Origin of the sequence: uncultured Roseobacter sp. (assembly GCF_947488185.1) — a bacterium.
Classification (GTDB): Bacteria; Pseudomonadota; Alphaproteobacteria; order Rhodobacterales; family Rhodobacteraceae; genus Roseobacter.
Genome location: NZ_CANKYM010000001.1, coordinates 428,179 through 447,150, shown reverse-complemented (window position 1 = coordinate 447,150; position 18,972 = coordinate 428,179). Strand labels below are relative to the sequence as shown.

Genomic DNA, 18,972 nt, shown 5'->3' with positions numbered 1-18,972 from the left:
AATCAATGCACGTCGTTTTCCGCGAAAGCCACGGGTTGGAAGAGACCGAGACACCCACGGATCTGGGGCAGAGCCCGGCCGATCTGGTGGTGCTGTCCTTCTCCGACAGTGATCTCGGCGCTATCGCGGCGGCGTGGCGACGCGGGGGCGGCCCGGAGGGGCGCCTGCCCACGCTGCGATTGGCCAATCTGGTGGCTCTCAAACATCCGCTGTCTGTCGACACCTATGTCGAACAGACCCTTGAGGGCGCAAAGGGCATCCTGATCCGGCTCATCGGCGGGGTGCCCTATTGGTCTTACGGGCTGCAGCAAGTGCGGGCCTTGGCAGAGCGGAAAGGCATTGCGCTCGCCGTCCTGCCCGCGGATGGCCGGGTTGATACGCGTCTGGATGACTATGCCACGCTGCCGGTGTCCACCCTGCGCAGACTGGGGCATCTCTGTGATACGGGCGGTGTGGTGGCGGCACAGGCGGCGCTGGCCCAATTGTCCCTTGCGGCGGGGCTTTATGCCGGGCCGGTCAAGGGGGCGAAGGTTCTGCCGCCCTTGGGCGCCTGGACCCCGGAACATGGAGTCACCTGTCCTGTCATGGCGCAGACGCCAGAGGCCAAACTGTGCATTCTGGTGACCTTCTACCGGTCCTATCTGGTCTCTGCCGATTTGGCACCGATCACACAGCTTTTTGCGGCCTTCCGGGCGCGTGGGTATGAGGTGACGGGGCTGTTCGTGCCCTCACTGAAGGCTCCTGAAGCCGCTGGATGGTTGCGCAGGCAAGTGACGTTTCTGAAACCGGCGGCGATCGTGAATGCGACCGCCTTCAGTGGCAAAGGCGAAGATGGCACATCGCCGCTGGATGCGGGCGAAGTGCCGGTGTTTCAGGTCGCTCTGGCCACATCAACCCGAGATGCCTGGGCCGAGGCAGAGCGGGGCTTGTCGCCTGCCGATCTGGCCATGCATGTGGTGCTGCCGGAGGTCGACGGGAGGATCATGGGCGGTGTGGCGTCCTTCAAAGAGCCGGGTGTCCGTGACGCTGATCTGGAATACTCCCGGTTTGCTCATGCGCCCGACGCGGACCGGATCGACGCGATTGCAGATCGGGTGCACGGTTGGCTCAGGCTGGCAGGCACCCCTGTTGCCGAACGCCGCGTGGCCTTGGTGCTGTCGACCTATCCAGGCAAGGATTGGAACATGGGCCATGCGGTAGGCCTTGACGCACCGGAATCCGCGCGCGCCATCCTGCGCGACCTTGCCACCGAAGGCTATGATGTCTCCCCGGTTGTGGATGATCTTTCGCAAAAGCTGCTCGGGAAAAGCGAAACCTGGCCCGTCACGAACTACGAGGCGGCACTGGGGCAATTGCCGCAAAAACTGCGGCGTGACCTGACAGAGGCCTGGGGGTCACCTACAGATGATCCGGATGTGCACGATGGGGCATTCCATTTCTCTGTTCTACGTGAAGGATCGGCCGTTCTGGCGCTGCAGCCCGAACGGGGCAATCACACACAGCGCGATGACGACTACCACGATCTCTCGCGCACGCCGCGCCATGCCTATGTGGCGTTTTACCTGTGGCTCCAATCCCACGTGGACGCGCTTGTGCACATCGGCGCGCATGGCACGCTGGAATGGCTGCCGGGCAAGTCGGTGGCCCTGTCCGAGACCTGCTGGCCAGAGGCACTGACCGGGGCGCTGCCGGTGATTTACCCGTTCATCGTGAATGATCCGGGCGAGGCGGCACAGGCCAAACGCCGGATTGGCGCGGTCACGCTGGGCCACGTACCGCCGCCCCTGCGCGAAAGTGGCACGCCGGACCGGCTGGTGCGTCTGGAATCGCTGTTGGATGAGTTTTCCAATGCGGACGGGCTCGACCCTCGACGCAGAGATCGATTGCAGGAAGACATTCGCGCCGAAGCGCAGGCACTGGGCGTCGAGGAAGACCTCGGGCTGGACCGTGCCGGGTGCGACGCCGAGGCGATCACGCGGATTGACCGCTTTGTCTGTGACATCAAGGAAAGCCAGTTTGGCGAGGGGCTGCACATCTGGGGGCGACCCGTTAAATCGGAGACTACTTTCGAGACGACATCGTCAACCACGGCAGAGCGGCAATCCCTGCTTGATGCGCTGAATGGCCGCCGCATTGCCGCCGGGCCCTCCGGTTCCCCCTATCGCGGGCGTACCGATGTGCTGCCCACCGGGCGCAATCTCTACACCACGGACCCGCGTGCCGTGCCGACCCGGGCCGCCTATGCGCAGGGGGTGCGGCTGGCCGAGGAATTGGTGCGCCGCCATCTGCAGGAGGCCGGGGATTGGCCGCGTGGGCTGATCGTTGATCTTTGGGGATCGGCCACAATGCGCACGGCGGGCGAAGACTTTGCCATGGCGCTGCATCTGCTGGGCACGCGCCCGGTATGGGATGCCGGGTCCGAGCGGGTCTCGGGGATCGAGGTCTTGCCTATCACCGAACTGGACCGCCCGCGGATCGACGTTACGCTGCGGGTTTCGGGGCTGTTCCGCGATGTCTTTCCGACGCTGTCAGCGCTTTTTGGTCAGGCGGTCCGCGCCCTGGCGGCGCGGAACGAGGCCGCAGATTGGAACCCTTATGTCGGGCGCAGTGATCTGGCGCGGGTCTATGGCCCGGCGCCGGGGCGTTTCGGCGTTGGCATGACCGATGCAGCAGAGACCTACACGGCCGAGGGCCGTCAGCGCGCTGGTGAAGCATGGCTCAACGCCAGCGCCTGGAGGCTGAATGGCGACGAGGCCGAACGACACGAGGACGGCATTCGCGCCCGTGTGGCCGAGGCGGATGCCTTTGTGCACGCGCAGGACCTGCCCGAAACAGATCTGCTGCTGGCAGCTGACTACGCCGCGCATGAGGCCGGATTTGCGGCGGCGCAGGCGGTCACGGGCGGGCAGGCGGCGCTCTATCATCTCGACAATACCGATCCAAACCGCCCCCGGGCGCGGGCCTTGCCCGAGGAAATCGCCCGCGTGGTCCAGGCGCGGGCCGCCAATCCGGGCTGGGTTGCGGGCATGCGTGCGCATGGCTTTCGCGGCGCGGCAGAGATTGCGGCGACGTTGGATCACATGGCTGCTTTTGCCCATCTGGCAGGGGCTGTTTCACCGCATCTCTTTGACCTCTATCACGATGCAACGCTGGGCCACGCGGAGACGGATCAGTTCTTGCAGGATGCCAATCCAGCGGCCCATGCGGCCATGCTGGCACGGTTCGCCGAGCTGCATGCCGCCGGTCTGTGGCAGACACGGCGCAACTCGATCCTCGCCCAGTTGGAAGCCGCACAATGAGCGTGCAGCCCAGCGTGAAAGGATGGTGCCCGGGGGCATTCAAACCGATGATGTCGGGCGACGGGCTGATCGTGCGGGTGCGCCCGTTTCACGCCCGCCTCGATCGCAGGCAGGTGCTGGGTCTATGCGATCTGGCACAGACCTACGCCAACGGCTTTCTGGACCTGACCAATCGTGCCAATCTGCAGATTCGGGGGCTGTCGGAGCAAGGGTTTGAGCCGCTGCTTGCCGCGTTGAATGATCTGAACCTGCTGGACGCAACGCCTGAGGTGGAGGCGCGTCGGAACATTCTGGTGTCTCCCTTCTGGGACGCTGGCGATGACACCCATGACATCGTCACACATTTGCTGGAGGCGCTGCCCTCGTTACCGGACCTGCCCGCCAAGTTCGGATTTGCTATTGACACCGGGCCTGCACCGCTTTTGCAGGATGCCTCGGCAGATATCCGGGTGGAGCGTAGTGCGGAGGGGTTCATCGTGCGGGCCGATGGGTCACCCCTGGGGCAACCGGTGCCGTGCGGCGCGGTGATCGCGACCATCTTGGAGCTTGCCGCATGGTTCACGGCAGAACGCCGACCGGAGGAGCGACGGATGCGGACCCTGCTGGCACACACGTCCTTGCCGCAGGGATGGGGCGCGGCGGCGCCACTGGCTGCCGGGCCCCTGCCTGTGCCGGGACCCCATGCCGCCGGACTGATCCTGGGCGCTGTCTTTGGTCAGCTTGATGCCGGGGCATTGGCGCGGGTTATGGAGATCTCCGGCGCGCGGGCGCTGCGGGTCACACCGTGGCGGCTCTTTGTGCTGGAGGGGGCTTCTGCGCTCACCGATGCGGATTTTGTATCAACGCCCGATGACCCGATGTTGCATGCAGATGCCTGCCCCGGCGCCCCCTTCTGCGACAGTGCCAGCGTCGAGACACGCGGGCTTGCACGGGCATTCGCGCAAGAAATGTCGGGCACGCTGCATGTGTCCGGATGTGCCAAGGGATGCGCGCGCCGCCAACCGGCTGACGTGACTTTAGTTGGCAACGCGGGACGATTTGACCTTGTCCGGCAGGGATGCGCATGGGATGCCCCCGAGAAATCCGGGCTGGCGCCCAATGACCTTTTGGCGGAAGTGAAGAGCCATTGATGACCTACACCTATGAGACCAACGGGGCCGCGATCTACAAGCAATCCTTTGCCACGATCCGGTCAGAAGCACAGCTGGACCGGTTCAGCACGGATGAAGAGCAGATCGCCGTGCGGATGATCCACGCGGCGGGGCTTGTCGGTCTGGAAGAGCACATCAGGTTTTCCGCTGGTTTCGCGCAGGCCGCGCGGGCGGCGCTGGAGGCCGGTGCCCCGATCCTGTGCGATGCGCGCATGGTCAGCGAAGGGGTCACGCGCCCGCGTCTGCCGGCAGACAACCAGGTCATCTGCACCCTGCATGATGACGGCGTCCGCGACCTCGCGGCACAGATGCAGAACACGCGCTCTGCCGCCGCGCTGGAACTGTGGCGGCCCCATCTGGCCGGTGCCCTGGTCGCCATTGGCAACGCACCCACGGCCCTGTTCCACTTGCTCAACATGTTGCAGGACCCCGCGTGCCCGCGCCCGGCGGCGATCATCGGTTGTCCGGTGGGATTTGTCGGTGCTGTGGAGAGCAAGGATGCGCTCTGGGCGGATCAACCAGTGCCCTGTTGCATTGTGCAGGGGCGTCTGGGCGGCAGCGCGATCACCGTCGCGGCCATCAACGCCATTGCGAGCCGCGCGGAATGAGTGTCGGCACGATCTACGGCGTCGGCCTTGGTCCGGGTGATCCGGATTTGATGAGCGTTCGCGCGGACAGGCTGCTGCGGAACGGGCGTCATGTGGCGTTTTTCCGCAAGGCGGGCCGCTCCGGGCAGGCACGGCGCATCGTCAAAGGCATGCTGCACGACGAGGTGGTGGAATTCGCGATGGAATACCCGGTGACCACAGAAATCCCGGTCACCGACCCCGGTTACAACGCGGCCCTTTCCGCGTTCTATACAGAATGCACGGAGCATCTGCGCAAACTGGCCGAAGCTGGGGAAGATGTCGTGGTGCTGTGCGAGGGGGACCCCTTCTTTTTCGGCTCCTTCATGCATCTTTATACCCGGTTGAAAGATGTGGTGCCCGTCGAGGTCGTGCCTGCGATTACGGGTATGTCGGGGGCCTGGACGGCCACCGGGCAACCGGTCACCTGGGGTGACGATATCCTGACCGTGCTGATGGGGACCTTGCCAGAGGAGATGCTGGCTGACGCGATGCAGCGCAGCGATGCCGTTGTGGTCATGAAGATCGGCAGACACTTTGAAAAGGTGAAATCGGCGCTGGAACAGGCGGGCAAGTTCGATACGGCCTGGCTGGTGGAATACGCCAGCATGCCCAACCAGACTGTGCAGCGATTGGCGGAGGCGGGTGACAAAATCACGCCCTATTTCTCGATCATCGTGGTGCACGGGCAGGGGCGCAGACCATGAGCGGCTGGCTGGTCATCGCGGGGTTGGGGCCGGGTGACCCGGACCTTGTCACCCCGGAGGTGAGCCGTGCGCTGGCCGAGGCGACGGATGTGGTGGGCTATATTCCCTATGTGGCGCGGGTGCCCGAACGCGAAGGCCTGCGCCTGCATCCCAGCGACAATCGCGTGGAAATCGACCGGTCCAATCATGCGCTGGAAATGGCCGCCTCAGGGCGGCGCGTCGTGGTGGTGTCGTCCGGTGATCCGGGCGTCTTTGCCATGGCGGCCGCGGTGTTCGAAGCGGTCGACGCCGGGCCGCCGGACTGGCGCGCGCTGGACATACGGGTCACGCCCGGGATCACGGCGATGTTGGCCGCTGCGGCCCGGGTGGGCGCCCCTCTGGGCCATGATTTTTGTGCGATCAACCTTAGCGATAATCTCAAACCCTGGGGGCTGATCGAAAAGCGGCTGCGACTGGCGGCCGAAGCTGATTTTGCCATGGCGTTTTATAACCCACGGTCGAAATCGCGCCCCGAAGGCTTTGAAAAAACGCTGTCGATCCTCAAGGATGCCTGCCGCGATGACCGCCCCATCGTCTTTGCGCGGGCCGTCTCCACACCGGAGGAAAGCATCCGTATCGTGCCCCTGTCGCAGGCTACGCCCGATATGGCGGATATGCGCACGATGGTGATTGTCGGCTCCTCCACCACCCGCGTGATCGAACGGGATGGCGCGCCGATTGTCTATACGCCGAGGTCGGTGGAGGCATGACCCACCCAGTCCAATACGGCATGGGTATCATGCACTTCATGCCGGGGGGGCAAATCCGGGCGGGCGATCATGATGACCGGCAGCCCCAGTGCGCGCGCGGCGCGGATTTTGGCATAAGCCCCCGTCCCGCCGGAGTTTTTCGACACAACCAGCGAAATTGCGTGCTGGCGCATCAGGGCGAGGTCACCGTCAAAGCTGAACGGGCCACGGTCGACCTCGACGTGATGGTCGGGCAGGGCGGGCGGTGTTTCGGGCGGATCGACGAGACGCAGCAGGTAGAAATGCTGTGGTCGCGGGGCGAAAGCGGGCAGGTTCATGCGCCCGATGGCCAGCATGACGCGCGCGGCGGGCCGGTCCAGCGCGGCGACGGCACCGTCGATATCCGCAACATGGGTCCAATTGTCCCCAGGCTCGGGTGTCCAGGGCGCGCGGGTCAGTGCGGTGAGCGGCACGCCGGTTTCAGAACAGGCGGCAATCGCATTCCGGCTCATCTGCGCGGCAAAGGGATGCGTCGCGTCAACCACATGGGTGATGGCGGCTTGGCGCAGATAGTCCACCAGCCCCGCAACACCGCCGAACCCGCCAATCCGCTGTGGCAGCGGTTGTCGAACTGGCCGCGCGACGCGACCGGCAAAGGAGACCGTGCCCCGCACACCTGCATCGCTCATGGTGCGACAAAGCGCCGTGGCTTCGGTCGTGCCGCCAAGAACGAGCAGGTTTGGCTCCATGTCTGAGACCCCGTGGTTGACCATCATCGGATTGGACGAAGATGGCCTCAAAGGCCTCGGGCCTGCAAGCCGAACCGCCCTTGAGGCTGCGGAAATCGTCATGGCCCCTCCCCGCCATCTGACGCTGGTGGGTGATTTGCCCTGCGAGACGCGACGCTGGCCGGTTCCCTTTGCCGACGGCATCGACATCCTGTTGGGCCTGCGAGGCAAACGCGTGGTTGTGCTGGCATCGGGTGATCCTTTCTGGTTCGGCGCAGGGGCCACGCTGGCGCGCCATCTGGAGCCGGAGGAGTGGTTTTCCTTCCCCGGTCCCTCCAGCTTTTCCCTTGCGGCCAATCGCATGGGCTGGTCGCTGGAGCGGACGGTTTGCCTGGGCCTGCATGCGGCCCCCTTGACGCACTTGCGGCCTCATTTGGCACCCGATGTGACAATCATCGCACTGCTCCGCGACGGTGAAGCCGTTCGGGAGTTGGGGGCCTATCTGAGCGATGCTGGGTTTGGGGCCTCAGCCCTGACCGTGCTTGAGGCCTTGGGTGGGCCGCGCGAACGAAAAACGCACTTACGCGCCGATGCCGTGCGTGCCGAGCGCTTTCAGCACCCCCTCTGCATCGCTGTGGAGATTGAGGGGCACGGGGACGCCTTACCGCTGGCCAGCGGTCGGCCGGACAACTGGTTTGAAACGGACGGGCAGATCACCAAGCAGCCGGTGCGCGCGATGACACTCTCCGCGTTGGCGCCGAGACCGTTTGAGCACCTCTGGGACATTGGTGGCGGCTCCGGGTCCATTGGCATCGAATGGCTGTTGACGCATCCCACGCTGGAGGCCACCAGTTTCGAGCCGAATCCGGAGCGCGCCGCACGGATCGCCGCGAATGCAGCACGGCTTGGGGTGGATCGCCTGAATGTCGTCGCCGGGGCCGCACCGAATGCATTGGCTGGACAGAACGAACCGCAGGTTGTCTTTATCGGCGGCGGCCTGACTGGCGAGTTGTTGCACTGGTTGGAGGACAAGCTGGCCAAGGGCACACGGCTGGTGGCGAATGCCGTCACACTCGAAACCGAAGCACTTGTTCTCGAGGCCCAACACCGTCTCGGTGGCACGCTGATCCGTTTGGACGTATCGCGATCAGAACCGCTGGGGCCGAAGCGCGGATGGAAAGCAAGCTATCCGATTGTTCAATGGAGCGTGTCCCTATGATTGCCGCCGGTTTTGGCTTTCGAAAAATGGCTTCCGTCGGCAGTTTGCAGGATGCCCTTGATCGCGCCTGCCAGGCCGCGCAACCGGATGTGCTGGCAACATTGGAAGACAAGGCAACCGCAGAGGCATTTCGCCTCTTTGCCGAAGACGCGGGGGTGCCCGTGAAAGCGGTGCCTTTGGACGTTTTGCGACGGCAATCAACGGTAAGCCAGTCAGACGCCTCACAAGAGGCCTATGGCACAGGCTCCGTCGCCGAGGCTGCAGCCCTCGCCGCAGCAGGTCCAGGCGCACGCCTCTTGACCGTCAGACATACTTCAGCCGACAAGCTTGCGACCTGCGCGCTTGCCATCAGAGAGACATCATGACCGTCCATTTCATCGGCGCCGGACCGGGCGCCCCCGATCTTCTGACCCTGCGCGGGCGTGATCTCATCGCGTCTTGTCCTGTGTGCCTCTACGCGGGCTCCCTCGTGCCGGAGGCGATCCTTGCGCATTGTCCACCGCAGGCAGAGATCGTGAACACCGCGTCGATGTCGCTGGATGAGATCATGGGTGCGATCCAATCCGCACATGCGGCGGGCAAGGATATCGCGCGGCTGCATTCAGGCGATTTGTCCGTCTGGTCCGCGATGGGCGAACAGATGCGCCGCCTGCGCGCGGCCGGTATCCCGGTGTCGGTCACGCCCGGCGTGCCTTCTTTCTCGGCCGCCGCAGCCGCCCTGGGGGCGGAGCTGACCTTGCCGGGGCTGGCGCAATCCGTGGTGCTGACCCGCACGCCGGGCCGTGCCTCTTCGATGCCGGAAGGCGAGACCCTGACAAATTTTGCCGCGACCGGCGCAACCCTGGCCATCCATCTGTCCATTCAGAATCTTGAAACGGTTGTCGGTGATCTGGCCCCCGCTTACGGCGCGGACTGCCCGGTCGCGGTGGTCTATCGCGCCAGCTGGCCGGATGAACAGATCATCCGTGGTACGCTCTCGGACATTGCTACGCGACTGGACACTGGGATCACGCGCACGGCGCTGATCCTCGTTGGGCCCGCTCTGGCGGCGGAGGGGTTTGACGAAAGCTGCCTCTATTCAACGGATTACGACAGGCGCTACCGCCCGCAAAGCGCGGAAAGCCCCTGGGCAAGCTGGAGCCATGGCGATGACTAATGTACCGGGCATCATGATCTCCGCGCCCTCTTCGGGGACAGGGAAAACAACGGTGATGCTGGGGCTACTGCGCGCACTGGCAGAGGACGGGCTGCGGGTGCAACCCTTCAAATCCGGGCCGGATTACATCGACCCGGCCTTTCACCATGCGGCCAGCGGACGCGCGTCCTTCAACCTCGACAGCTGGGCCATGGGGCCGGATTTGCTGGCTGCAATATCCGCTGAGGCGGCGGGTGCCGACATCTGCGTCGCCGAAGGGTCGATGGGCCTCTATGATGGTGTCGCCACTCGTGGACAAAGCGGTTTTGGCAGCAGCGCCGAGACAGCGCAGCGCATGGGCTGGCCCGTGGTTCTGGTCGTGGATGTCAGCGGGCAGGCGCAATCGGCGGCGGCCACGGCGCTCGGGTTTCAGGCGTATAATCCGGAGGTTCCCTTTGCCGGGGTGATCCTGAATCGCTGCGCCTCGCCGCGCCACGAACGTCTCGCGCGTCTGGGCATGGAAAATGCCGGGTTGAACGTGCTGGGCGTTCTGCCACGCCGGGGGGACCTGACCTTGCCAGAACGCCATCTGGGGTTGATCCAGGCCGTGGAACACCCCGATCTGGACGCAGCCATTGCAGGCTATGCGCAGTTTCTACGCGACCACGTCGACATCGCGGCCATTCGCGCGGCGGCCAAGGGCCAGATAACGCCCCTCGACAGCGTCAAGCTGCCAACACCCCCGGCCCAGCGTATCGCCCTGGCGCAGGATGCGGCGTTTTCCTTTACCTATCCGCATGTGCTCAAAGGCTGGCGGGAAGCCGGGGCGGAAATCCTGCCCTTTTCCCCGCTGGCGGATCAGGCCCCGGATGCAAGCGCCGATCTGGTCTGGCTGCCGGGGGGCTACCCGGAACTGCATGGTGGCGTGCTGGCCTCAGCCGCCACATTTCAGGCCGGTCTGCGGAAACACGCAGAGACGCGGCCCGTGCATGGGGAATGCGGGGGCTACATGGCCCTGGGCGAGGCGCTGATCGACAAGGAAGGCACCCGGCACCAGATGGCGGGGCTTCTGGGACTTGTCACCAGCTATGAGAAGCGCAAATTCCACCTCGGCTACCGGCGGGCCGTGTTGAAGGCCCCGCTGCCCGGTCACGCGCCGGGTGCGGCGCTGCGCGGGCATGAATTCCACTATTCCACGATCCTGGAGCAGCCCGATGCGGCACTGGCAGAGGTGGCGGACGCCGATGGCAACCCGGTGCCCGAGACCGGATCGCACCGAGGTCATGTGTCCGGCACTTTCTTCCATTTCATCACGGGTGAGGAAGGCGCGTGACCGGCTTCGTCAGCTTTGTGGGGTCAGGCCCCGGCGATCCCGAACTGTTGACACTGAAGGCCGTAGACCGGTTGAAACGCGCCGATGCAGTATTGTTTGACGATCTTTCCTCGGGGCCGATCCTCAGCCATGCCCGGTCGGGCGCAGATCTGGTCGGCGTCGGCAAAAGGGCAGGCCGCCCATCCCCCAAACAGCATCATGTCAGCCGCCTACTCGTGGAATATGCCCAGATGGATCAGCGCGTGGTGCGTCTGAAATCAGGCGACAGCGGGCTTTTTGGCCGGTTGGAAGAAGAACTGGTGGCGTTGCGCGAGGCCGGCATCCCGTACGAGATTATTCCGGGCATCCCCTCCGCCTGCGCTGCGGCGGCTGCGGCGGGTATACCGCTGACGCGCCGTCTGACCGCACGGCGCGTGCAATTCGTGACTGGGCATGATGTCAGCGGGCAACTGCCACAGGATCTGGACCTGCAGGCGCTCGCGGACCCGACTGCGTCTACAGTTGTCTTCATGGGCAAGCGGACCTTCCCCAAACTGCTCGACGCGCTGACCGAAAGAGGCCTGCCACCCGAGACACCGGCGATTCTCGCCGAAAGCGTCAGCAGTCCGGAGCAGAGCATCCAGCGTACAACGGTGGCGGCACTGGCCGAGCAATTGGCGCAGGAAATCGGTGATAAACCCGCTTTGATCCTCTTCGGGCCGTTTGCCGAGGGCTGAAAGTCGCTTTTCTGCTTGTTCGGGCGCGAACATCAGGGATAGGACTAAGGCACGGTGCCACGTTTTGTGGCTGAAAAGGGAACTGAGTGAAAGTCTCAGACTGCCCCCGCAACTGTAAGCGGCGAGCGCGATGGATGACCCACTGGCCCAAGGGCTGGGAAGGACCTGAGTGCCGCGACCCGCAAGTCAGGAGACCTGCCGCGCAACCCAACCCCGTGCACGCACGGACAACGACCTGCCGGAGGGGCAGGATAGAAAGGACAGCACATGCATATCGAACCAGGTGTCGTGGACGGGGCCAAAATGGCCTTTGCCTATGCGACCGCAGCAGGCGCCGCCGGCTATACTGCGAAACTCGCTTTCGAAGACCTCAAGAGCCACAACGCCGCTTCCTTTGCGCTGCGCACGGTGATGGCCACCGTGGGCACCTTCATCTTTTTCGAAGTGCTGCCGCATTTCGCTGTAGGCGTCTCCGAAGTACACTTCATTCTGGGCACCACGCTGTTCCTGTTGATGGGCGCGGCACCTGCCGCCCTTGGTCTGGCACTTGGCCTGCTGGTTCAAGGCGCGTTCTTTGCGCCCAGCGACCTGCCAATGTTTTTCGTCAACGTCACGACGCTTCTGGTGCCGCTCTTTGCGATCTCGGCGCTCGCCAACCGGTTTATCCCGCGAGACAAAGCCTATGTTGACCTTGCCTATGCGGATGTCTTCAAGCTCTCCGCGATGTATCAGGGTGGCGTCGTCGCCTGGGTCGCCTTCTGGGCCTTCTACGGCCAGGGCATCGGGGCGGAAACAGCGCAATCCGTGCTGACCTTCGGGGCTGCCTACATGCTTGTCGTCCTCATTGAGCCGATTGCCGATCTGGCGGTGCTGGCCGGTGCCAAGGCGCTGCGGTCGGGCAAACTGTCGGGTCTCTTCACCGCACGTCTCTACAACGCGGCCTGATCCGATTGACATCAATAGCCCGGGTCCCTGCGCGGGATCCGGGCTTTTTCGTGGATATTTCTTATGATCGATACCCTCTGGCTCATCGGCATCGGCACCGGGTCACCCGCCCATGTCACGATGGAGGGGATGCAGGCCATCCGCGAGGCATCGGTCATTCTTGTCCCCCACAAAGGCGCGGGCAAAGACGATCTCGCCTCCCTGCGGCACGGCATCATTGCCGCCGCCGGATCGACGGCGCGGATCGTACCGTTTGACTATCCCATCCGCGATCCCGCCTTGCCCTATCTGGAGCGGGTCGAACGCTGGCATGATGAGATTGCCGCGCGCTGGCAGACGGCACTGGCAGATGTTGGCGCGTCTGGTCCGGTTGCTTTGCTGGTCTGGGGCGATCCATCGCTCTACGACAGCACAATCCGTATCGCCCGGCGTCTGACCCCACAACCGGCGCTGCGGGTCGTGCCGGGGATCACCGCGGTTCAGGCGCTGACCGCCGCCCATGGCATCCCGCTGAACGATGTGAATGGCCCTATTCAGATCACCACGGGCCGTCGTTTGCGCGATCACGGCTGGCCAAATGGCGCGACACGTCTTGTGGTCATGCTGGACGGGGAGGCCAGTTTCCAACATCTGGACGAGCCTGACCTGCTGATCTGGTGGGGGGCTTATCTGGGCATGCCCGAACAGGTTCTGGATCACGGGCCTCTGGCCGAGGTGGCCACAAGGATCGTTGCCGCGAGACAGGCGGCGCGTGCGCAGCATGGGTGGATCATGGATACTTATCTTCTGGGCAGGCCGCAGGACGCGCACTAGAAAGTGATCGCCTCTAGTTGCGAGTCATTCTCAAATTCCTTGACAGTTGCGAGTGATTTGCATTTACAGTCGGGAAAGCCCTATAGTCATGACGGAGACTCCAATGCTGCACTCGCTGATCAAATCCACGTCCTGCGCCGTTTTCGCCGCCGCTCTTGCGACACATGCCTATGCCGATGACAAGATGAAGGTGGTCACGACCTTCACCGTGCTTGCGGATATGGCGGCAAATGTCGCCGGTGATGCGGCAGATGTTGTCTCCATCACCAAGCCCGGCGCCGAAATTCATGGCTATGAACCAACGCCGCAGGACATCGTGCGCGCGTCGGATGCCGATCTGATCCTGTGGAATGGTATGAACCTGGAATTGTGGTTCGAACAGTTCCTGTCCAATCTCAAGGATGTTCCATCAGCGACCCTCACGGATGGGATTGACCCGATCCCGATTGCTTCGGGCAGCTACACCGGCAAACCCAACCCGCATGCCTGGATGGGGCTCGACAATGCATTGATCTATATTGACAATATCGCCAGTGCCTTCGCCAAGCAGGATCCGGAGAACGCGGAAACCTATGCCGCAAACGCGGCTGCCTATAAAGACGAATTGCGGGCAACCATCGAACCGCTGCGTGCGGCCATCGCGCAAATCCCGCAGAACGCCCGCTGGCTGGTGACCTGCGAAGGGGCCTTCAGCTATCTCGCGCGCGATTTCGGCATGAAGGAGCTGTACCTCTGGCCGATGAACGCGGATCAGGTGGGCACACCTCAGCAGGTGCGCGGTGTCATCGACGCGGTCCGCGCCAATGATATCCCGGTGGTGTTCTGCGAGAGCACGGTGAATACGGCACCGGCCAAACAGGTCGCGCGGGAGACCGGCGTTCAATACGGCGGCGTTCTTTATGTGGATTCGCTGAGCACAGCGGACGGTCCGGTGCCGACCTATCTCGACCTTCTGAAGGTGACGGCGGGGACCGTGGCCACGGGGCTGACGGAGGCGACCAATTGATTGACGGGCAAATGCGCCCTATTTGCAGGCGATGAAGCAGCATGTGCGGTCGGTGAGGACTGCGCATGCTTTGCAAGGTGAGGACGACCGAATGCGCGATGATCTGCCAGCAGAACGGGAGCTTCCCGGTGGCGATGCCCGCACCAGCGGCCTGATGGCGCAGGATGTGACGGTCACCTATCGCAACGGCCACACCGCCTTGTGGAACGCCAGCTTCGAAATCCCGCGCGGTACGGTGACGGCACTGGTCGGGGTGAACGGTGCGGGCAAGTCGACGCTTTTCAAGGCGATCATGGGGTTTGTCCCGGCCTCAAAGGGGGAAATCCGCATTCTGGGGCAAAGCGTGCGTGACGCGCTGCGCCAGAACCTCGTCGCCTATGTGCCGCAGTCCGAGGAGGTCGATTGGGCCTTCCCCGTGCTGGTCGAAGACGTGGTCATGATGGGGCGTTACGGGCATATGGGGTTTCTGCGCCGCCCCGCCCCTGCCGATCACGCCGCCGTCGATCAGGCGCTCGCCCGCGTCAACATGCAGGACTATCGCCACCGCCAGATCGGGGAGCTGTCCGGCGGCCAGCGCAAACGTGTCTTTCTGGCCCGCGCCCTGGCGCAGGACGGGCAGGTCATCCTGCTGGACGAGCCTTTCACCGGCGTCGATGTGAAAACCGAAGAGCAGATCGTGGGGCTGTTGCGGTCGCTGCGGGACGAAGGCCGGGTGATGCTGGTCTCGACCCATAACCTTGGGTCCGTGCCGGAATTCTGTGACCGGACGGTTCTGGTTAAGGGCACCGTTCTCTGTCACGGCCCCACGGAAACGACCTTCACCCGCGAGAACCTGGAAAAGGCCTTTGGCGGCGTGTTGCGGCACTTCACCCTTGGCGGCGACACGCTGCACGACGATGAAGACGCCCGCGCGGTCACGATCTTTACCGATGACGAACGCCCGTTTGTGCAATACGGCGACAAGACCCAACGGACGGAGCCGCGGGAGTGATCGAGACGCTCGCAGAACCCTTCGCCTACACCTACATGACAAACGCCATGTGGGTCTCCGCGCTGGTGGGGGGCGTCTGTGCGTTCCTGTCGGCCTACCTGATGCTCAAGGGCTGGTCGCTGATCGGCGACGCGCTGTCCCATTCCGTCGTGCCCGGCGTCGCGGGGGCTTATATCCTCGGTCTGCCCTTCGCACTTGGTGCCTTTATCGCGGGCGGGCTTGCGGCGGGGGCCATGCTGTTCCTGTCCGAACGCTCCGGCCTCAAAGTCGATGTGATCATCGGGCTGATCTTCACCTCCTTCTTCGGCCTGGGTCTCTTCATCGTTTCGCTCAATCCGATGTCGGTGTCGATCCAGACCATCACCATGGGCAATATCCTTGCCATCACGCCAGAGGACACGCTGCAACTGGCGCTGATCGGGTTTGTGTCGCTTGCTGTGCTGCTGGCGAAATGGAAGGACCTGATGGTGACCTTCTTCGACGAAAACCACGCACGCGCCATCGGTCTGAACCCCGGCTTGCTTAAGGCGGTCTTCTTCGTACTCCTGTCCGCCTCTGTCGTGGCGGCGATGCAGACTGTCGGCGCGTTTCTGGTGATCGCCATGGTCGTCACACCGGGCGCCACGGCCTACCTGCTGTGTGACCGCTTCCCGCGCCTCATCGCGACCTCCGTGGCCATCGGCGCAGGCAGTAGCTTTGCCGGCGCCTACATCAGCTATTTCCTCGATGGCGCAACGGGCGGTATCATCGTCACCCTGCAGACGCTGATCTTCCTTCTGGCCTTCGTCTTTGCCCCCACACACGGGCTGCTGGCGGCGCGGCGCAAGGCCAGGATGGCTCTGCGACAGGGTGCGCCTATTCCGGTCGAGGAGGTTGCCTGATGGATATGCAGACCCTCCTGATGCCCTTCACCTTTGGCTTCATGCAGAATGCCTTCCTGATCTCGATCATCGTGTCGGTTCCCACCGCCTTGCTGTCCTGTTTTCTGGTGATGAAAGGCTGGGCGCTAATGGGCGATGCGGTCAGCCACGCCGTTCTGCCGGGCATCGTGCTGGCTTACATTCTTGGTTTGCCGCTTATCATCGGGGCCTTTGCGGCGGGCATGACCTGTGCGCTGGCAACGGGGTATCTCTCCAACAACAGCCGGGTGAAACAGGACACGGTCATGGGGGTCGTCTTTTCGGGCATGTTTGGCGTCGGCATCGTACTTTATGTGTCGGTCGAGACAAATGCCCATCTCGATCACATCCTGTTCGGCAATATGCTCGGGGTGGACGTGTCTGAGCTCTGGACCGCTGGCATCGTCTCGGTCGGTGTGGGGCTGATGCTGGTGCTGAAATGGAAAGACTGGCTGCTGCACAGCTTTGATCCGGCGCAGGCACAGGCCTCCGGGCTTTGGGTCAACTGGCTGCACTACGGCTTGCTGGCCGCCCTGTCTCTGACCATCGTGGCTACGCTTTCCGCTGCGGGTCTGATCCTCGCAATTGGACTGCTGATCGCGCCGGGGGCGATTGCCTTTCTGCTGGTACGCAAGTTTTCGACTATGCTCTGGGTGTCGGTGCTGGTCTGTATGATATCGATGCTGCTGGGCACCTATGCCAGCTTTTTCCTCGACAGCGCACCGGCCCCGACCATCATCCTGATCCTGACGACCGTTTTCATCACGGCCTTCGTGCGTCGCCAGATTCTGGCGCGGCGCATGTCCATGCGCCGGGTTGGAGAAAGCTAAAGTGCACTCCAACACGCACAAAAAAAGCCCCGCGTGATGCGGGGCTTTTCAGATTTTGTGAGGCCCGCTTATTCAGCAGGGCTTGCCGACATGTCGTCGTCGATCTGATCGAATGTGGTCGGAACCCCGGCCGCCTCACGGCGACCATCGTTCCAGATCGCCTTGATCAGCGCGATGCACATCAGCGCCATCACGATGGAGAAGGGCAGCGCCCCGATCACCATCGCAGTCTGAATGGCTCCTGTACCGCCGGAGATCAGCAGACCGCCAACCACCAGCGCCAGCGCCGCACCCCAGAAGATGATGTGAGGACGTGCCTTTGGACCTTCGTCGCCAGCGGCGTTGATGGTGTTCACGATCAGAACCGCAGAGTCAGCAGAAGTGACCAGGAAAGTCATCAACAGGACCACGATCACAACCGCCATGCCCCAGGCCAGTACCTGCGCGATAGGCGCCAGCATGAACTCGGTCATCGCAAAGATCTTGTCCCCGTTGGCCGCGTCAAGGATCAGACCGCCCGCACCACCATTGAGTTCAAGATCAATCGCTGTACCCCCGGCCCAGGAGAACCAGACAAAGCACATCAGCGATGGCACGATCATGGCACCCAGAACGAATTCACGGATTGTCCGACCACGTGAAATACGCGCCAGGAACAGGCCCACAAAGGGTGCGAACGCGATCCACCAGGCCCAGTAGAACACCGGCCACCAGCCCTGCCATTGCGTGAGCAGGAAGGCTTCGGATCCTTCAACACCATCAGAACTGTAAACGTTAAAGCTTAGCCATGGCAGCGCGATCAGGTAGTCCCAGATACCGACGAAGAAGGCCGCCGCACCAAAGAATGTCGCGCCAAAGATGATAAAGAAGCTCAGGAGGAAGATCGACAGCACCATGTTGATATTGGACAGCCACTTGATGCCTTTACCAACACCGGACAAAGCCGAGAGCGTCGAGGCCCCCATGATGACCAGCAGGGCAACAACGATACCCAATGATGTCGCAGAACCGTCTTCCAACGCGAGACCGCCAATGCCGATCCGTGTCAGACCAGCGACGAATTGCTCCACACCAAAACCAAGCGTCTGCGCCACACCAAGAATGGTGGCCACAACGGCAACGATGTCGATGAGATGCCCCAGCGGACCGGAGAGCGATTTGCCGAAAAGAGGTGTCAGCGAGGACCGGATGGTCAGCGGCAGACCGCGACGATAGCTGAAGAAGGCCAGTGCCAGACCGGCAACCGCATAACATGCCCAAGCGCCCAGACCCCAGTGCAAGAAGGACCAGACATAGGCCTCGCGCACGTTGTTGGCATCCAATGCGGTCGTGACACCCTGAATAACCGACGGGTTGTTTTTGAAATGTGCCACCGGTTCTGCCACGGCCCAGGTCAGCATGCCAACGCCGATCCCGGCGCCGAACATCATCGAGAACCATGAGAAATTCGAAAATTCGGGCTTCTCGCCGTCGGTGCCCAGGTTCAGACGTCCGGCCGTCGGCCAGATGGCCAGGCCGATACAGACGATCACGAAGGCGGTCACAACCCAGATGTACCAGGCCGCGAATTGCGCAAGAATTGCAGTGTTCCAGTTGCCCAGAACGGTGCCCGCCTGGGTCGGCCAGACGATACACCAGACCACCAGCATACTGATGATGATCTTACTGATGACGGTCACGTTTACGCTGAACCCCCGATAAAAACCGCTGTCGGCGGTCTTGATCGGCAGATCAGATAGTGGGGGTTTTATGGACATTTATTGTCTCCCTGTTCCCTGTTGGCCCGCATCGGAGATGCCAGCGCGTGTTATGGTAGGGGTAACAGTAAAGGTTGTATAGTGTTTGA

Annotated in this window: 18 protein-coding genes and 1 riboswitch; of the genes, 16 read left to right on the top strand and 2 right to left on the bottom strand. The window is 63.0% G+C overall.

Annotated features, from left to right (window positions below):
- Nucleotides 1-5 precede the first annotated feature (5 nt).
- Genes cobN through cobJ form a run of 5 tightly spaced genes read left to right on the top strand, consistent with a single transcriptional unit; the run spans nucleotide 6 to nucleotide 6,532 of the window.
- Entirely contained in the window at nucleotides 6-3,299 is a 3,294-nt protein-coding gene (cobN, locus tag Q1A52_RS02445) for a cobaltochelatase subunit CobN (RefSeq protein WP_300010360.1), read from the top strand.
- Entirely contained in the window at nucleotides 3,296-4,429 is a 1,134-nt protein-coding gene (locus Q1A52_RS02440) for a cobalamin biosynthesis protein CobG (protein WP_300010358.1), read from the top strand. The genes cobN and Q1A52_RS02440 overlap by 4 nt, the downstream gene beginning before the upstream one ends.
- Nucleotides 4,429-5,058, top strand: a complete 630-nt coding sequence (locus tag Q1A52_RS02435; RefSeq protein WP_300010355.1) for a precorrin-8X methylmutase — start codon at nucleotides 4,429-4,431, stop codon at nucleotides 5,056-5,058. Before Q1A52_RS02440 ends, Q1A52_RS02435 begins: the two co-directional genes overlap by 1 nt.
- Entirely contained in the window at nucleotides 5,055-5,783 is a 729-nt protein-coding gene (cobI, locus tag Q1A52_RS02430) for a precorrin-2 C(20)-methyltransferase (protein ID WP_300010351.1), read from the top strand. Before Q1A52_RS02435 ends, cobI begins: the two co-directional genes overlap by 4 nt.
- A complete protein-coding gene (gene cobJ / locus Q1A52_RS02425) occupies nucleotides 5,780-6,532 on the top strand; it encodes a precorrin-3B C(17)-methyltransferase (RefSeq protein ID WP_300010349.1) in 753 nt (250 codons plus the stop codon). Before cobI ends, cobJ begins: the two co-directional genes overlap by 4 nt.
- Here the strand turns inward: cobJ and Q1A52_RS02420 are convergent.
- Complete coding sequence (locus Q1A52_RS02420; protein WP_300010346.1) at nucleotides 6,505-7,260, bottom strand: cobalt-precorrin-6A reductase; 756 nt, start codon at nucleotides 7,258-7,260, stop codon at nucleotides 6,505-6,507. The two genes, cobJ and Q1A52_RS02420, sit on opposite strands and share 28 nt — an antisense overlap.
- Between Q1A52_RS02420 and cbiE the strand changes: the two genes are divergently transcribed.
- The 11 genes from cbiE to Q1A52_RS02365 all read left to right on the top strand — a co-directional run bounded on the left by cbiE (nucleotide 7,259) and on the right by Q1A52_RS02365 (nucleotide 17,126).
- Nucleotides 7,259-8,458 carry a precorrin-6y C5,15-methyltransferase (decarboxylating) subunit CbiE gene (gene cbiE, locus Q1A52_RS02415; protein WP_300010344.1) on the top strand — a complete coding sequence of 400 codons (1,200 nt, stop codon included), beginning with the start codon at nucleotides 7,259-7,261 and terminating at the stop codon, nucleotides 8,456-8,458. The genes Q1A52_RS02420 and cbiE overlap by 2 nt on opposite strands.
- On the top strand, nucleotides 8,455-8,823 hold the full coding sequence (locus tag Q1A52_RS02410; protein WP_300010341.1) for a cobalamin biosynthesis protein: 369 nt from the start codon (nucleotides 8,455-8,457) through the stop codon (nucleotides 8,821-8,823). Before cbiE ends, Q1A52_RS02410 begins: the two co-directional genes overlap by 4 nt.
- Nucleotides 8,820-9,614 (top strand): precorrin-4 C(11)-methyltransferase, encoded by a 795-nt coding sequence (gene cobM / locus Q1A52_RS02405; protein WP_300010339.1) that lies wholly within the window; start codon nucleotides 8,820-8,822, stop codon nucleotides 9,612-9,614. The genes Q1A52_RS02410 and cobM overlap by 4 nt, the downstream gene beginning before the upstream one ends.
- Nucleotides 9,607-10,926 carry a cobyrinate a,c-diamide synthase gene (locus tag Q1A52_RS02400; RefSeq protein ID WP_300010336.1) on the top strand — a complete coding sequence of 440 codons (1,320 nt, stop codon included), beginning with the start codon at nucleotides 9,607-9,609 and terminating at the stop codon, nucleotides 10,924-10,926. Before cobM ends, Q1A52_RS02400 begins: the two co-directional genes overlap by 8 nt.
- A complete protein-coding gene (gene cobA, locus Q1A52_RS02395; RefSeq protein WP_299780673.1) occupies nucleotides 10,923-11,642 on the top strand; it encodes a uroporphyrinogen-III C-methyltransferase in 720 nt (239 codons plus the stop codon). The genes Q1A52_RS02400 and cobA overlap by 4 nt, the downstream gene beginning before the upstream one ends.
- 35 nt (nucleotides 11,643-11,677) lie before the next feature.
- Nucleotides 11,678-11,860, top strand: a riboswitch (cobalamin riboswitch).
- Nucleotides 11,861-11,909: 49 nt separating this feature from the next.
- The gene (locus Q1A52_RS02390) at nucleotides 11,910-12,587 is read left to right on the top strand and encodes an energy-coupling factor ABC transporter permease (RefSeq protein ID WP_300010332.1); all 678 of its coding nucleotides are present in this window, start codon (nucleotides 11,910-11,912) and stop codon (nucleotides 12,585-12,587) included.
- Nucleotides 12,588-12,650: 63 nt separating this feature from the next.
- The gene (gene cobF, locus Q1A52_RS02385; protein WP_300010329.1) at nucleotides 12,651-13,400 is read left to right on the top strand and encodes a precorrin-6A synthase (deacetylating); all 750 of its coding nucleotides are present in this window, start codon (nucleotides 12,651-12,653) and stop codon (nucleotides 13,398-13,400) included.
- A 103-nt stretch (nucleotides 13,401-13,503) separates the two neighbouring features.
- Nucleotides 13,504-14,406 (top strand): metal ABC transporter substrate-binding protein, encoded by a 903-nt coding sequence (locus Q1A52_RS02380; protein ID WP_300010325.1) that lies wholly within the window; start codon nucleotides 13,504-13,506, stop codon nucleotides 14,404-14,406.
- A gap of 91 nt (nucleotides 14,407-14,497) precedes the next feature.
- Nucleotides 14,498-15,397 (top strand): manganese/iron ABC transporter ATP-binding protein, encoded by a 900-nt coding sequence (locus Q1A52_RS02375; RefSeq protein ID WP_300010322.1) that lies wholly within the window; start codon nucleotides 14,498-14,500, stop codon nucleotides 15,395-15,397.
- Entirely contained in the window at nucleotides 15,397-16,278 is an 882-nt protein-coding gene (locus Q1A52_RS02370; protein WP_300012132.1) for a metal ABC transporter permease, read from the top strand. Before Q1A52_RS02375 ends, Q1A52_RS02370 begins: the two co-directional genes overlap by 1 nt.
- Nucleotides 16,279-16,283: 5 nt before the next feature.
- Entirely contained in the window at nucleotides 16,284-17,126 is an 843-nt protein-coding gene (locus Q1A52_RS02365) for a metal ABC transporter permease (RefSeq protein WP_300012129.1), read from the top strand.
- Between the two features lie 68 nt (nucleotides 17,127-17,194).
- On the opposite strand, the gene Q1A52_RS02360 is transcribed toward Q1A52_RS02365, so the two are convergent.
- A complete protein-coding gene (locus Q1A52_RS02360) occupies nucleotides 17,195-18,883 on the bottom strand; it encodes a BCCT family transporter (protein WP_299780680.1) in 1,689 nt (562 codons plus the stop codon).
- Between the last annotated feature and the right edge of the window lie 89 nt (nucleotides 18,884-18,972).

Coding starts and splice junctions, on each gene's coding strand:
- Q1A52_RS02360 (WP_299780680.1), bottom strand. CDS start 18,883: ATGTCCATAAAACCCCCACTATCTGATCTGCCGATCAAGACCGCCGAC.
- Q1A52_RS02420 (WP_300010346.1), bottom strand. CDS start 7,260: ATGGAGCCAAACCTGCTCGTTCTTGGCGGCACGACCGAAGCCACGGCG.
- Q1A52_RS02400 (WP_300010336.1), top strand. CDS start 9,607: ATGACTAATGTACCGGGCATCATGATCTCCGCGCCCTCTTCGGGGACA.
- cobM (WP_300010339.1), top strand. CDS start 8,820: ATGACCGTCCATTTCATCGGCGCCGGACCGGGCGCCCCCGATCTTCTG.
- Q1A52_RS02375 (WP_300010322.1), top strand. CDS start 14,498: ATGCGCGATGATCTGCCAGCAGAACGGGAGCTTCCCGGTGGCGATGCC.
- cobJ (WP_300010349.1), top strand. CDS start 5,780: ATGAGCGGCTGGCTGGTCATCGCGGGGTTGGGGCCGGGTGACCCGGAC.
- cbiE (WP_300010344.1), top strand. CDS start 7,259: ATGTCTGAGACCCCGTGGTTGACCATCATCGGATTGGACGAAGATGGC.
- Q1A52_RS02365 (WP_300012129.1), top strand. CDS start 16,284: ATGCAGACCCTCCTGATGCCCTTCACCTTTGGCTTCATGCAGAATGCC.
- cobF (WP_300010329.1), top strand. CDS start 12,651: ATGATCGATACCCTCTGGCTCATCGGCATCGGCACCGGGTCACCCGCC.
- Q1A52_RS02380 (WP_300010325.1), top strand. CDS start 13,504: ATGCTGCACTCGCTGATCAAATCCACGTCCTGCGCCGTTTTCGCCGCC.
- cobN (WP_300010360.1), top strand. CDS start 6: ATGCACGTCGTTTTCCGCGAAAGCCACGGGTTGGAAGAGACCGAGACA.
- Q1A52_RS02410 (WP_300010341.1), top strand. CDS start 8,455: ATGATTGCCGCCGGTTTTGGCTTTCGAAAAATGGCTTCCGTCGGCAGT.
- Q1A52_RS02440 (WP_300010358.1), top strand. CDS start 3,296: ATGAGCGTGCAGCCCAGCGTGAAAGGATGGTGCCCGGGGGCATTCAAA.
- Q1A52_RS02435 (WP_300010355.1), top strand. CDS start 4,429: ATGACCTACACCTATGAGACCAACGGGGCCGCGATCTACAAGCAATCC.
- cobI (WP_300010351.1), top strand. CDS start 5,055: ATGAGTGTCGGCACGATCTACGGCGTCGGCCTTGGTCCGGGTGATCCG.
- Q1A52_RS02390 (WP_300010332.1), top strand. CDS start 11,910: ATGCATATCGAACCAGGTGTCGTGGACGGGGCCAAAATGGCCTTTGCC.